Source organism: Pseudomonas anguilliseptica (genome assembly GCF_021375795.1).
GTDB lineage: Bacteria > Pseudomonadota > Gammaproteobacteria > Pseudomonadales > Pseudomonadaceae > Aquipseudomonas > Aquipseudomonas anguilliseptica_A.
On the sequence record NZ_JAEIOI010000003.1, the window covers coordinates 610,783 to 624,070 of the forward strand.

The 13,288-nt window shown below is 49.5% G+C and carries 13 protein-coding genes and 1 tRNA gene; 2 read left to right on the forward strand and 12 right to left on the reverse strand.

What is annotated here, in order from left to right:
- Positions 1–262 precede the first annotated feature (262 nt).
- Positions 263–724: an ATP-binding protein gene (locus IOD17_RS14415; protein WP_233685751.1), complete on the forward strand. Its 462-nt coding sequence runs from the start codon at positions 263–265 to the stop codon at positions 722–724.
- Here IOD17_RS14415 and IOD17_RS14420 read toward each other — a convergent pair.
- The 7 genes from IOD17_RS14420 to IOD17_RS14450 form a co-directional block, all read right to left on the reverse strand.
- Positions 721–4,296 carry an ATP-binding cassette domain-containing protein gene (locus IOD17_RS14420; protein WP_233685752.1) on the reverse strand — a complete coding sequence of 1,192 codons (3,576 nt, stop codon included), beginning with the start codon at positions 4,294–4,296 and terminating at the stop codon, positions 721–723. The genes IOD17_RS14415 and IOD17_RS14420 overlap by 4 nt on opposite strands.
- Positions 4,283–4,978 (reverse strand): class I SAM-dependent methyltransferase, encoded by a 696-nt coding sequence (locus tag IOD17_RS14425; protein WP_233685753.1) that lies wholly within the window; start codon positions 4,976–4,978, stop codon positions 4,283–4,285. The genes IOD17_RS14420 and IOD17_RS14425 overlap by 14 nt, the downstream gene beginning before the upstream one ends.
- Positions 4,975–5,814 (reverse strand): TauD/TfdA family dioxygenase, encoded by an 840-nt coding sequence (locus IOD17_RS14430; protein ID WP_233685754.1) that lies wholly within the window; start codon positions 5,812–5,814, stop codon positions 4,975–4,977. The genes IOD17_RS14425 and IOD17_RS14430 overlap by 4 nt, the downstream gene beginning before the upstream one ends.
- Positions 5,814–6,362 (reverse strand): glycine-rich domain-containing protein, encoded by a 549-nt coding sequence (locus IOD17_RS14435; RefSeq protein WP_233685755.1) that lies wholly within the window; start codon positions 6,360–6,362, stop codon positions 5,814–5,816. Before IOD17_RS14435 ends, IOD17_RS14430 begins: the two co-directional genes overlap by 1 nt.
- 381 nt (positions 6,363–6,743) lie before the next feature.
- Positions 6,744–7,145 (reverse strand): helix-turn-helix domain-containing protein, encoded by a 402-nt coding sequence (locus IOD17_RS14440; RefSeq protein WP_150298018.1) that lies wholly within the window; start codon positions 7,143–7,145, stop codon positions 6,744–6,746.
- Between the two features lie 2 nt (positions 7,146–7,147).
- Positions 7,148–7,435: a type II toxin-antitoxin system HigB family toxin gene (locus IOD17_RS14445; protein ID WP_104730233.1), complete on the reverse strand. Its 288-nt coding sequence runs from the start codon at positions 7,433–7,435 to the stop codon at positions 7,148–7,150.
- 7 nt (positions 7,436–7,442) lie between these two features.
- Positions 7,443–7,832 carry a LexA family protein gene (locus IOD17_RS14450; RefSeq protein ID WP_233685756.1) on the reverse strand — a complete coding sequence of 130 codons (390 nt, stop codon included), beginning with the start codon at positions 7,830–7,832 and terminating at the stop codon, positions 7,443–7,445.
- A 652-nt stretch (positions 7,833–8,484) separates the two neighbouring features.
- Between IOD17_RS14450 and IOD17_RS14455 the strand changes: the two genes are divergently transcribed.
- Positions 8,485–8,949, forward strand: coding sequence for a hypothetical protein (locus IOD17_RS14455; protein ID WP_233685757.1), 465 nt, complete (start codon positions 8,485–8,487; stop codon positions 8,947–8,949).
- 190 nt (positions 8,950–9,139) lie between these two features.
- Here IOD17_RS14455 and IOD17_RS14460 read toward each other — a convergent pair whose 3' ends face one another.
- From IOD17_RS14460 to pheT, 5 genes are all read right to left on the reverse strand, one after another.
- Positions 9,140–9,604: a Mov34/MPN/PAD-1 family protein gene (locus tag IOD17_RS14460; RefSeq protein WP_325175670.1), complete on the reverse strand. Its 465-nt coding sequence runs from the start codon at positions 9,602–9,604 to the stop codon at positions 9,140–9,142.
- Between the two features lie 460 nt (positions 9,605–10,064).
- Positions 10,065–10,141: transfer RNA gene (locus tag IOD17_RS14465), tRNA-Pro, on the reverse strand.
- Positions 10,142–10,223: 82 nt separating this feature from the next.
- The gene (locus IOD17_RS14470; protein WP_108489042.1) at positions 10,224–10,580 is read right to left on the reverse strand and encodes a MerR family transcriptional regulator; all 357 of its coding nucleotides are present in this window, start codon (positions 10,578–10,580) and stop codon (positions 10,224–10,226) included.
- Positions 10,561–10,863, reverse strand: a complete 303-nt coding sequence (gene ihfA / locus IOD17_RS14475; RefSeq protein WP_003243414.1) for an integration host factor subunit alpha — start codon at positions 10,861–10,863, stop codon at positions 10,561–10,563. The genes IOD17_RS14470 and ihfA overlap by 20 nt, the downstream gene beginning before the upstream one ends.
- A 3-nt stretch (positions 10,864–10,866) precedes the next feature.
- Positions 10,867–13,245 carry a phenylalanine--tRNA ligase subunit beta gene (gene pheT / locus IOD17_RS14480; protein ID WP_233685759.1) on the reverse strand — a complete coding sequence of 793 codons (2,379 nt, stop codon included), beginning with the start codon at positions 13,243–13,245 and terminating at the stop codon, positions 10,867–10,869.
- Between the last annotated feature and the right edge of the window lie 43 nt (positions 13,246–13,288).

Sequence of the window (13,288 nt, forward strand, 5' to 3'; positions counted from 1 at the left end):
CATTCGCCACGAGAGTCACACCGTGTGCGATTATGACCGCACGGAATAGACGCAGGCTATCATCAGGCTGTTGGCGCTAAACGATGACTGCCCAATTAAAGGCCCTTGTGCTGACCGAAAACTGCCCCTAGCGCTCAACTGCTCATGCACGCTTTTTAAGCAGGTAAGATAGAGCTCCACCAGCAATAAGCAAATCAGGCCAAAGCGGCCTGACTGAAACGAAACGGCCTACACAAAAACCGAAGCAACTCACAGGACGTATATGAATATATATCTAATGATAGGTGCGCCGGGCGCCGGAAAAAGCCACTACTGCGAAAAAGCATTCCATGGATTGGAAATAATATCCTGTGATCAGCTGCGAGAAGAGCTTTTTGGGGACAGAAGATCTTTTGAAATAAGAGAGGTGATAAAAAATAAAATAAAAGAAATAGTTATGGCCAGGGTTAAGGGCGCAAAGGAGGATATAGTCCTTGACACCACCTACTTCAACGAGGCGCACGAACGGGAATTCCTGTTTTTACTCGACCAGAACATAAGCATCAATGCAATCTTTGTAAAAACCGAACTTGATCTCTGCTTGATTCAAAACAAAAAGCGAGCGCACGAAAGAGTTGTATCCGAGGAGATGGTCGAAATGCTATTCGGGCGAGTCTGCCCGCCCGATTATGCAGAGGGATTTAACTCAATAAAAATAGTGACCACACAAGAGATGAAACCCTAGCTGACTGCTTGTTCGTATATGGCCTTCCCTTTAACGCGGTAGTAAGAAACTTCTTTTTTAAATCTTGACCCCAAACATTCTGGGCAGTCCACCGACTGCCTTACTGCGCCAATTTTAAAGCCTGTATCTCTCTCAATTTTCTCAGCATGCAAGTCAAAAGTGGGGATAATTCCTATCCACTCAACTCTGTCACTCAACGCATCTTTTCTGCCATTTTTTTTAACAAAAGAAAAGTTAGGAAACCCAAAAAATGCAATTGACTTCTCGTAAGAACCAAGACTGCTGAATGGCCTTGATAGATCAACCAGCCCCTCGGATTTGAAGAGCACCACGGACTCTTTTATCTTAAAGGATAGGTGTTTCTTGAAATATCCCTGTAGCTCCTTTATGTAAAACTCAACATCTGTAACAGGCTTGTTGGGGTCGCCTATGAAGTCATCATAGAAAAATAAATTTCCTGCACCCAAACAAGTATTGCAACCATTGTAGAAGGTATTAAATGTTTTTGCCGAAATAGACCTGGTTCCTACAACCCTGGCCTCAATATCTACAAGCCGAGTCGCTATATTGAGGAAACCGTCTCTCTGCTTTAGTGCAAGCCAACCTCCACCTAAGCTGTACGCTAAGTCTGGATCACCGGAAGGCACGTAGACATGCCAAATATTATCCTGGCTAATGTACTTGTGAGCCGTTTTTAAATTTATTAGTCTACCTAAAACACAGATATGCTCTAGCCCAAACTTCAGAAGCCCCGAGAGCCTTTCTTTAATTGTCGAGTTTGGAACCACTCTAGATAGAAAAAAGTCATTGCAAAAGGGATTGAAGTAGTAAAGTCCGTCTTCCGTGTTCTCTTGAGCAAAGGAAATTATAGATTTTTTACCAGGGAATGTTTTTACATGCCCATTGCCAACTACTGTGTGGTTTTGGGAATAATTCCTTATTAGAGCGAAATGTTTGTCTTCCTCGCTCAAGGAAGTCCCTAATGAAGAAAAACCCAGTATTGATTTAGGTATATTTTTGGCAGTCACGCAGGCATCTGCTTTAAATTCTTCAGTCGGCCCGCAAAATAGTATTTTTCCTCCTAGAGCGCCGACGCCTGGCCCAAGCTGAATCACATAGTCTGATTGAGAAATAACATATGGATTGTGCTCAACCACAATCACTGTATTGTTATTCAGTGCTAGCTCTCTAAAGACGCCCAAAATAAATTTTGAGTCGTTCGTACTCAGTCCTCTGCACGGTTCATCAAGAATAATCATCATGTGCTGCGATGGGGCGGCGATGGACTTTTCATTCTCAATTAAAAATTTTGCAAGCTTGAGGCGCTGAGCTTCTCCTCCACTAATATCGGTGAGCACACGGCCCAAGCCCAAATGACCAAGACCTAACTCCACTAAAATTCGGCAGCCTTCATTTATGCTCGACGGGAGCTCTAAATCCATCACCTCTACAGCCGGCATATTTAATATATCAAGTATATTTAGGTCATTAATCGTCACTGATAGAACAATGCTTTTGAAGCGCGAACCACAACATGAGTGGCAGACGACACCATCAATCTCACCGTCACCTTCACAGTGCGGGCAAGCCCCATTGATGCCATTGCTAGTGAAGTAGCTGGAATCAAGGCCGAGCGCTTTAGCGGAGTTTGACTGTGAGAAGTTCTTCCTCAGTTCATCCGATAACCCCAAAAAGGTTAATACACTGGATCTTCTGCTCGCTCTGATTGGTTTTTGATTCAACAGTACGATTTCGGAAATAAGATCAGATTTTTCACGCTCACTCGTGGAGTTGAGGCGAATACATTCTATCATCCCCTGGATCAGGCTGCTTTTGCCACTGCCAGAGTTGCCTACTACAGCAGTAATAGCACCAAGGGGTAGAACAACTCTTTGATTTACAATGTTGTTATGGTTTATCGGAAAGAGAGCAAGGTATCTTCTCTCCCACGCTTTGCTATCAATCGTCACCGTCGAAATTTCTTCCGTCACTGCAATCTGGTTTACACGCTCGACGATATTTCCACCAGATGGCCCCGACCCCGGCCCCAAATGTAAACTGTAATCAGATTTGCTGATTATGTGTTCGGAATGGTCGACTATTAGGACTGTATTTCCTTCATCTCGCAGCCTGATAAAGAGTCGAAATAACTTGTCTACATCGCCGAAACTTAGGCCCGATGACGGTTCGTCAATAATTATTATTGAGTCAGTTAAGCCTGAGGATATGGCCTTTACCAACTTTATTCTTTGCAGCTCACCACCGCTTAATGTGTCGGTGGTACGCTCTAAAGAAAGGTGCCCAAGCGACAAATCAGCCAGAGCCTCCAAGACAGAGCTAAGCTTAGGATCTTTCAAGACAGAAACCGCTTCCTGGACAGTCAGGGAGAGCGTTTCACTGATATTTCTACCCTCAACCCTTACGGCTCTAGCCTTATAGTTGAACCCAGTTCCGTTACAAGATGGGCACTCATTTTCTATTAGCAGGCCTTCAAGGTCTATGTCTCGGCGCCGGCTAATTAACTTTTCCTTTATGAGATCGCTGATTTCTTTTTGGGTAGCATCAGTAAATTCCGCATAAGGCGTCGAACTCTTGAGCCTGTGCTTCTTTATTATCTTGCTAAAACTTGATTTATATATCCCGAGACTCTTGTAGCGCCCATCTTCGAGAGGGATGCTCAGAAAATTTTCATCCAAAGAGTTGCTGCGGATCAACAAGCGCTCGTTGTTTATGACCTGAGTTTTACCCAACCCAGAGCACGCTTCGCAGCAGCCGCTTTTGTCACTTAAGCGAGAAGTAGTAAACAGTGATAAAGACTTCTTCTGGTACTCCCTCAAGCAAGAGGGGCAAAATGTTTGATATGCGAAGTCCAGAGTAAGCTTGTCTTCGACATATACGGAAATTCGATCTGTGGGAACATTTTTGCTGGCCAAATCCGACAGATTCAAAGCTACAAGTCGAATTTTGTATCTACCCCCCTCTTTGAGGGAGTCAATATCGCTAATTGCGTATTGCTTTTTATTTCCTTCTATCTGGAAATGATAGAATCCATGCTCACGCATGTAGTTGTAAAGATGGCTCTTATTTAACTGTTGCCCGCCTGAATACTCAACAAATACCATTGAATTTTCGTCAGCTGCATAAAGCTCTATGGCCTTTCCTAGGGTTTCGTAGCATATTTTATTGTCGACAATACTTCCGCACTGACATTCGATAACACCGTCCCGAAGAAAGCCTCCTCTGAGCAAATCCCCTAACCCGGAGGCAGTAGCTACAGTCGAACTTTCCAAATGAAGTAAAGGCTTCTGATTTACAATCAGAACATTTTGGAGACCGGCAATTGACTCAAACTCTGGCCTCACTAATTTGTAATAACCACCTTTTTGTTTTTTGGTTAACTGCTCTCGTCGAAATGCTTCATTTGCAATAACACTATTTACTAGTGTTGACTTCCCTGAGCCACTAACGCCATTAACGCAGGTGATACTACCGATAGGAATTTTTAGACTTATGTTCTTCAGATTATTTTCGCTTACCCCAGTAATGGTCAAAAATTTGCTATTTTCTTTCATGAACGACTCGCAATGGATGCTTTGGCTTCATAAACGCGAACATTATCTTGTGATTGTGAGAGGACAAAAGCAGATCATTGATTGAACCGAACTCTGCCCCCCCATCAAAAGATACTTTCAGCGGTGCGTGGACGGGCAGTCGTTTAACAGAAACCCTGAACCCGGCATCATAGAACGCCTTAGCTACCTCATCCAAGGTGTAATCATAAGCATAGTATTTTTCAGAGGAGCGAATTTTACTTCGCCTGTGAGGCCATGTGGGATTTTCTATATGGCATCCCATTGACGCAATGTAGTATCCCCCCTCACGCAAGGCTCGAAATATTTCTTCAGCATGCAGTGAAATGTCTGGAAGGGTGTAGATAACTTCTTGAGAAAAAGCCGCATCAAACTCCCCATCAGGCAAGATGCTGATGTCTTGATATGCCACGAATGAGAAATTTGCAGAATTATTGGCTTGGCACTTGACTAAAAGATCATTATCGATCTCTATTCCCGTCAACTCTCTTCCGGGAAGAATAAAGTCAAATAGCTTTAAGAATCCACCCGATCCGCAGCCAAAGTCCATAACCTTAGCATCTGGGGCGAAATCAAAAATATTCCGTGCTTCTTGTATTAGAGAGAACCAAAATGGAAAATTTCCCTCATTCTTGATATCTCTTGGTAGTTCGTGGAGATTCAAGTTTGCCTCGCAAAACTTACAGCTATGCTCCTCGTGTGGGTAGTGCCATCCAGATTGAACCTTATGGAGCACTCTTCACGGTCATGTAACGTGCACTTATTATCATGAATTAGGATGTCAGTTTCAGAAAGGTAAACCTTTTTCTTTATTTGGTTGGCATGCTTTAAGAACTCATAAATCATGAGAGCTTCGCCTGAGCTTTGGTCAATTCCTTTCTTCCGATAGAAATATGCGTTTCGCTCATGGTCAAACCTTACGCAGTACTCTCCGGTATCGGATTTATAGATTATTGGTTCGTTTGTTATTATTTCGTGCTTTAGCTTGTCATCATAATTGACGCCATATGAGAGCATCGGAATAGGCTGGGAAAGGAGCTTGCGAAGAAGTTCGGGGGCTTCAAACTGAAGCTTCCTTTTCAGCTCTCTTGCCAACACAATACCGTTAGCAACAACCCCCAAAGAGTCAGCCTGGGTGACTTGAATGAATCCGTATTTAGGCTGGTGGGAAAGATCCACGGCATCATCGTTGTGCAGTACAAGTGGATTCAACGAGCATCCTGTGTAATGGCAGTCTGTTTTGATGTCTGTTCGCTCAACAGCGCCATAGTACTCGCCAAAGTACCCAGCGATAGCTTGCCACCCCAATTCATTCAGAGCTGGAAGCCCCTTGATTTGGACATACTTCTCTTGGTCAACAATCTTCTTGGCAGAGTAAAACAATGCACTCATCGCCTGACTCTGGCGAAGCACATCTTCAACCTGTTCTTGAGTTTTACTAGCCTGCAAGCCAGCATGAATGCTGGCTTGTGCTTCATCGGAAAGAAGCAGAATGGGCATTAGCGGCAGCTACTACCATTGCCCGAACGGCAGCCGCACGATGCAGCCTGGTTCTCATTAAAACCAAGGTCGGCATGACCAAAATGTTTTAGATAGAGCTTTTTAGTCAGCTCGAAGCCACTCTCCAGAACAGCTTCATTTTCCTGCTCTGTAATCCCAAAGTATGGATAGTGGTGGATAAATTCTCCTTTAATAAAGTTGCAGTCATTCATATACTTCCGGGTATCCAAAATATGAATATGCCAGAACTCGTCAATGAGCTCACTGGGAGCAAATGACAGCTCCTCATAAAAGACCTGCAAAACCAACCACTCTTTATACAGCTTTATGGCGTGATTAATTTTTTCTTCAGTCCAGCCATGCTCCCTTTCGAGCTTGTAGCCATGCGGAGTAAAGTCAAGGGTGCTCACCCTATCCATAATTCTGCTTATGGCATCTTGCGAAACGTATTCACCATCCGAAACATCGGTGTTGATTACTGTTCTTGATGAAGTCCTGAACAGCTTAGCCTTTTCCTTGCTGTAACCGAAGCTAGCTTGAGCGCTCACGTTATAAACTCTCTTTGCTGAATTGGTATAGTGTTGGTGTTTTGGGGATAATATTTACCCATGTTTTTTTACCATGTTTTTTTTTGCTGAGCAACTTAGAGATGATCTGAAGTAGTCCGGTAGTTTTTGCAGACCTCAGCCTCCGCCAATTTTCAAAGCAACGAATCGATCAAAAACGATCAGGTCGGTCGCTCAATGGGCGAAGCCACCATCGGCTTGTCACCTTGGTAGCCGGGGCGACGACGATTACCTCTCTGCGAGCTCAGCTTCGAAAAATTGAACAACGTACCGGTGTCAGGCTATGCAGCGCTCCATGAGAGCCCCTAGAAAAAATCTCTCAACGACCACATAGCCCCTAACCGAACGAAACGCCTAGCGCTCTCAAAAAAACACATCCGCTGGGACGCCAAAGCGATCCGAGAGAGCACGGATGTGCCTTACATTTAGCTGGCGTTTACCTGCCAAAACCTCGGAAATAACTGACTGGGTACCGACCTCAGGCAAATCGCCCTGGCTCAGGTCATGCTCCTGCATGAGGTAACGAAGAACCTCCACACCGCCCACTTTGGGTAATGGCCGATGAAGCTCATCGTAAGCTTCGATCATGTCACCCAGTTGAGAAGCCAGGCTGGCCAGCGGATGATCTTCATCATCGCCGACCACGATCAGCAGCTCATCCAACGCCTCTACGAGAGCATCATAGTCATCTTCGCTCGTCGGCTTGGTGAGCAACGGTGCAACGTAACGCCAGTGCTCACAAGCCTGCTTGATCAATGCGGACATGATTACTCCCTCCACTTGCCTTTGTCGTACTCAGCATGATCCAGCACATGCTGAATAAACACCTTCTGTGCCCTGTAATGAACGATGGCAATCAGCCGCAGCTTGTTGCCACCGATGTCGAACACATGCAGAGGCCCTACCTTGTCAGTCGCCGGAAAAAGCCTCTTCATCTCGGCGAAATCCCGCGGCGCACTTGCCTTCACCAGACGATACCAAGCCTCAAGCGCAGTCGCTGAGCGAGGCCATTTGGCCTGTGCCTCCCAGATTCGCTTCTGTGTAATGACGTGCATAGCGCCTCTATCGCACCTTGCGATAGCAGGCATAGTAACGCGTCCGCCCCAGCATCGCAAGATGCGATACCCTGATCTGGTGCTGGTCACCACTCAGTATCTTCAGAAGCAACTCCCCATTGAGACAAGCCACCACAACATCGCCACGGCGAGGCGTTAGGCTTTTGTCTACGAGCACCAGATCGCCATCGAGGATGCCGAGCCCTTGCAGGCTATCGCCTGCTACGCGCACCACGTAGAGCTGAGGGCGGTGCAGCTGAAAAAGCTCATCGAAGGAGATACGCTGCTCAAGATGATCCTGGGCAGGACTAGGGAACCCAGCTGGAACAGATGGGAGGTAGAACGGTAGGGAGGCAGTCGTTCGAGAAACTGAGCCGAGGATAATGATGCTGTCCATGGGATGCCACGAATACTGTACATATGAACAGTATACGATAAATCTCCCCCTGGTTTACCTCCCAGAAGAGCGATCTAGATCTACCATCCTGGATCTTGACCAGAGGAGCCCCGTGACGAGGCTTAACTGGTGGCACCACAGACAAGCTACCTTTGCTGCACCGCGCTCCAGCTTTAGAGCCCCTACAGATGGATTAGCCCCATTGGCTTCTTGCATGAGTGGCTATACTGATCACCCAGGTTACTTCTGGACTCGGGGCTGGCTCGCAGGAGGCGCTATGTGCAATGCATGGAATCACTCGCCGGACTGTACATGCGGCTGGGGTGGTGAAGGGCACGCAGGGCGCTCAAGCCATAATGGATTTGATAATCCTTTAGCTCGTTACACACGCGCTATAGAGCATGAGCCCCGCTGGTGGGTACCGCCGTTAACAAGCACCTACAGCAGTTATACCAATCCGAATGCGTGCTGCCCTGTTTGCGGGGCCCCCGTTTTCTTCTACCAATCTCCCAGCGGAGGCCGAGTCTTTTTCGATGAATTGGGGCCGCCCTGGCCGAAACATCCTTGCACGGATAACTCTAGTCGGCCTGCACCGATTGCTCGCCTGGGTACGAGCCAGCCCGGCCAGTCATCGGCTTCTCAACCGATCTATGTGTGGCAACGCACCGGCTGGCAGCCGTTCGTAATCAGCTCAGTTGTTGGTATCGACAAGGACTTCCTCAAAGTCACGGGGGCTGTTGGTGATGAGAACATCTGCCTCTACATCCAACGCTTGGCTGAGCACCACGTACACGTTGATCCGTTATCGGAGCGGAGCCTTGCTCAGTTAAAACCCGGCACAACGAACTCGTATGAATTGTCGTTCCTTCTGCCCAACGGCAAGCCAATCACAATTCTTGCGTTCCAACTGCTCTCTGACGCTCATGAAGCACATGCGCAGGAGCTCAGTGCCAAGAAGCTACAAATCCAAACAATGAAAAGCATAAGACGACAAACTGCCCACAAGTCCTCCACTGAGATTTACAAGACAGCACCTACGAACGGTACGCTGCCCACCATGGAAACTTCATTGGCTCAAGCCTTTCGGCTCGCTCAAGAACGCCCCAAAAAAACGTAAGTCAGATTCATCCCTGGCGCCCCACCTGCATTCAGTAGTCGTGCCTCTTACTCACGGCCCACCTGACGACCAAGCGAATTGACTCGACCGTACAGAAAAGGGGGCAGCCCCGTCCCGACTTGGCGTAATCACACGCATGCGAGGGCTTATCAGATGGTTAGGAGTCTCTCTTGCTTTGTGAGCTAAGTGGTTACAGACCGATGTAGGGGTACAAGCGACATCTCTCGCCATCAGAAAGCGCGTACTCCACACGCAAATCTTGTCGCCCAACTATCGCAGCCAACATAGGCCGACCGTCTCGCCGTGAGCCAGCCAGCATCTGCCACTCGCTGATGTCCAGACCAGAGGGTGTCGGAGAATCTTCTGGATGAGTGTGCCACTCCCCAACATATCTGATCAGCCCGTTGCTATCTCGCCAACGGCGTTCGGATATAGCTTGATGACCATCAATCATGCGCTCGAAAAAGTATTTGAAGCGGCGATCATTTGGCGCGGGCTCCGTGGCCTCTAGAATCTCCAGGTGCATACCACGAACATGCCCCAACAGAATGCCATCGCGGAGGTCTTTGGTGGTGTACAGCAAAGGGCTTAGGTTGCCCTGCAAGCTGCCTGACCACATTCCAGTTTGACCTGATCGTGACCTGCCAGTCCCCATCGATGGGGGGAAAAAACCTCCTCACCACGGGGAGCTTACAGATCCAGGGGAATAGAGGTGTCTGCCCCAAGCCAAGCAGTACAATCGTTGAAATACCCATAGCCATCTTGGCTACAGGCCAAAAAGCGGAAAAACCGCTGAACACCTCAGGAAGCCGCCAGAATGACAGCCCCCCAAAAATGATGAAGCAGAACAGGGCGAAGTACCCGAGACATTTTTGAATACCCAGCACCTGGTACATGGACATCCCTCATCAAATGGTGGTCAGTCACACTACACGGTATGTATGACTGGAGCACGCTGAGAGGGCAACCCAAAGCGTCGGCATCCATGCTGGAAGCCGGCTTCTCCTCAAATACTCATTGAGAGGGGGTTTTGCTGGAATTTTGCAGAAATTTTGCAGAGCCCAGAAATAAAAAAATCCAGTCACCGCTAAGTGACTGGATTGTTTAGGGTTTTTTGGTCGGGACGGAGTGATTCGAACACTCGACCCCTTGCACCCCATGCAAGTGCGCTACCGGGCTGCGCTACGCCCCGACGATGTTTCCGTGTTACTGGAAGCGGTGAGGACTCTACAATAAGCTGCTGAATTGTGGAAGTTTTTTTTACTTCCGCAGCGTTATTTGCGAAGTACTAACAACACATCCTCAAGCTCGGCAATCATCTGTTTGATGAGCTGTTTGTACTGCGTATTGTCGTCTTTAGCTTCATCACCCGAGAGGCGCTGACGCGCCCCGCCAATAGTGAAGCCCTGATCATACAACAGCGCGCGAATCTGCCGAATCATAAGCACATCCTGACGCTGGTAGTAGCGCCTATTGCCGCGCCGCTTGACTGGGTTGAGCTGTGGGAATTCTTGCTCCCAGTAGCGCAACACATGCGGCTTGACTGCACACAGCTCGCTAACTTCACCAATGGTGAAGTAGCGCTTGCCGGGTATCGCGGGCAGTTCGTCGTTATGACTTGGTTCCAGCATACGCCTCGACCCTGGCTTTAAGTTTCTGGCCTGGACGGAAAGTCACGACACGGCGAGCCGTGATCGGGATTTCCTCTCCTGTTTTTGGATTGCGACCGGGGCGCTGACGCTTATCGCGCAGATCAAAATTACCGAACCCCGAGAGCTTGACCTGTTCGTTGAGCTCCAGCGCTTGGCGGATTTCTTCAAAGAACAGCTCCACCAACTCCTTGGCTTCCCGTTTATTCAGGCCCAGCTCTTCATACAGACGTTCCGCCATCTCAGCTTTCGTCAGAGCCCCCATACGCTACTTCCTTAACGTGGCGTTGAACCTTTGTTCCAGGGAGGTGAGAATATTTTGCGTTGTGGTACTCACCTCATCGTCATTAAGAGTGCGCGATGGATGCTGCCAGGTCAAGCCAACGGCAAGGCTTTTTCTATGAGGATCAATGCCTTTACCGTGATACACGTCAAATAGCTTGAGGTCAGTCAACCACTCGCCAGCTGCGCTGCGAATGGCGCTGAGCAGATCCTGCGCAGGTACGTCACGATCAACCAGCAATGCAAGATCGCGCCGCACTTCAGGGAACTTGGACAGCTCCTGGAATTTCGGCATCAACCCTTGAGTGATTTCACTCAATACCAGCTCAAACATGAATACGGGCTGATCCAACCCCAGCGCCTTGGCAAGCTCAGGATGAATGGCGCCGAAGAAGCCCACAACGCGCCCTTCCCGCTCAATTCGAGCCGTCTGCCCCGGATGCAATGCGGCATGTTCGCCGGGCACGAATGCAAAACTGCCACCCGCACCGGCACTGCCCAACAACGCTTCAACATCCGCCTTTACATCATAGAAATCGACACTATCACGCGCATGCGCCCAACCTTCCGGCAAGCGCGTACCGCACACAACACCTGCCAGCATTGGCTCTTGCTTCAACCCTTCAAGCTGGCCAACAAAGCGCAGGCCACTTTCAAACAGACGGACACGCGCCTGCTGGCGATTGAGATTGTGCTGAAGCGCTTTAACCAAGCCCGGCCATAGCGAAGAACGCATGGCTGCCATGTCGGCAGAAATCGGGTTGGCCAGCAACAATGGCTGAACGCCAGGGCTGAACAACTCAAACAACTTGGGATCAATAAAGCTGTAAGTGATGGCTTCCTGGTAACCACGCGCAACCAACAGACGACGCAAGGCGGGCAACTCAATCGCAGCTTCAGCTTTGGCTTGCGGAGCCAAGCGCGCTTGCGGATAGCGAACCGGTAAGCGGTTGTAGCCATACAGACGTCCCAGCTCTTCGATCAGATCGACTTCCAGGCTGATGTCAAAGCGATGGCTCGGCACACTGACCTGCCACTGACCTGCGCCTTGAGCAGTTACACCCAGCCCCAGCGCGGTAAGCAGACGCTCGACCTCTGCGCCATCCATATCCATACCCAGCATCTGAGTGATGCGCTCGGCACGCAGGGTGATTGGCGCGACGTTCGGCAGATCAGCAGCGCTGGTTACGTCAATGATCGGACCGGCTTCACCGCCAACAATATCCAGCAACAGCGCAGTCGCACGCTCCATGGCATTACGCGCCAGCTGCGAGTCCACACCGCGCTCGAAACGATGCGAAGAGTCGGTGTGCAAGCCATAAGAACGCGCCTTACCAGCCACTGCAATAGTGTCGAAGAATGCGCTTTCCAAGAACAGGTCTGCGGTCTTACCGCTCACACCACTGTGTTCGCCGCCCATCACGCCAGCGATGGCCAGAGCGCGATCGTGGTCAGCGATCACCAGAGTATCGGCACGCAGGCTGACCTCCTGACCATCCAGCAGAACCAGCTTCTCGCCCTCTTCCGCCATGCGCACGCAGATACCACCATTGATCTCAGCGAGATCGAAGGCGTGCATCGGCTGGCCGAGCTCAAGCATCACGTAGTTGGTGATATCTACGGCGGCGTCAATGCTACGGATATCGGAACGCCGCAGGCGCTCGACCATCCACAGCGGAGTCGGCTTGGACAGGTCGACGTTACGAACGACGCGCCCGAGATAACGCGGGCACGCCTTGGAAGCAAGCACCTCGACAGAACGCACCTCATCATGAGCAGCGATAACTGGAGCAACCGAAACAGGTACTACCGATGCGCCGTAGATAGCACCCACTTCGCGAGCGAGACCCGTCAACGACAGGCAATCCCCCCGATTAGGAGTCAGGCCGATTTCGATACTGGCATCGTCCAAGCCCAGATATACACGAATGTCCTGCCCGACCGGAGCATCGGTCGCCAGCTCCATAAGACCGCTGTTGTCTTCACTGATCTGCAGTTCGGAGGCCGAGCAGAGCATCCCCTGGGACTCCACGCCACGCAGCTTGGCCTGCTTGATCTTGAAGTCACCCGGTAACTCAGCGCCGATCATGGCGAAGGGAATCTTGATACCGGCGCGGGCATTAGGTGCGCCGCAGACCACCTGGAAGCTGACGCTGCCATTACTGACCTGGCACACACGCAACTTGTCGGCATCCGGATGCTGCTCGGCACTAAGGATTTCACCCACGACAACACCGCTGAACAGACCCGCAACCGGTGTCACTGCGTCCACTTCCAGGCCAACCATGGACAGGCGGGCCACTAGTTCATCACGCGAAACAGCAGGGTTTACCCAGCTGCGCAGCCATTGTTCACTGAATTTCATACTGTCTGTTCTCCTGAACCAATTCGATTACGGAATGCGAAGG

Bases quoted from the DNA above. Each gene is read 5' to 3' on its own strand.
- IOD17_RS14415 (WP_233685751.1), top strand. From the start codon at position 263: ATGAATATATATCTAATGATAGGTGCGCCGGGCGCCGGAAAAAGCCAC.
- IOD17_RS14420 (WP_233685752.1), bottom strand. From the start codon at position 4,296: ATGAAAGAAAATAGCAAATTTTTGACCATTACTGGGGTAAGCGAAAAT.
- IOD17_RS14430 (WP_233685754.1), bottom strand. From the start codon at position 5,814: ATGCCCATTCTGCTTCTTTCCGATGAAGCACAAGCCAGCATTCATGCT.
- IOD17_RS14440 (WP_150298018.1), bottom strand. From the start codon at position 7,145: ATGTCCGCATTGATCAAGCAGGCTTGTGAGCACTGGCGTTACGTTGCA.
- IOD17_RS14445 (WP_104730233.1), bottom strand. From the start codon at position 7,435: ATGCACGTCATTACACAGAAGCGAATCTGGGAGGCACAGGCCAAATGG.
- IOD17_RS14450 (WP_233685756.1), bottom strand. From the start codon at position 7,832: ATGGACAGCATCATTATCCTCGGCTCAGTTTCTCGAACGACTGCCTCC.
- IOD17_RS14460 (WP_325175670.1), bottom strand. From the start codon at position 9,604: ATGGGGACTGGCAGGTCACGATCAGGTCAAACTGGAATGTGGTCAGGC.
- IOD17_RS14470 (WP_108489042.1), bottom strand. From the start codon at position 10,580: ATGCTGGAACCAAGTCATAACGACGAACTGCCCGCGATACCCGGCAAG.
- ihfA (WP_003243414.1), bottom strand. From the start codon at position 10,863: ATGGGGGCTCTGACGAAAGCTGAGATGGCGGAACGTCTGTATGAAGAG.
- pheT (WP_233685759.1), bottom strand. From the start codon at position 13,245: ATGAAATTCAGTGAACAATGGCTGCGCAGCTGGGTAAACCCTGCTGTT.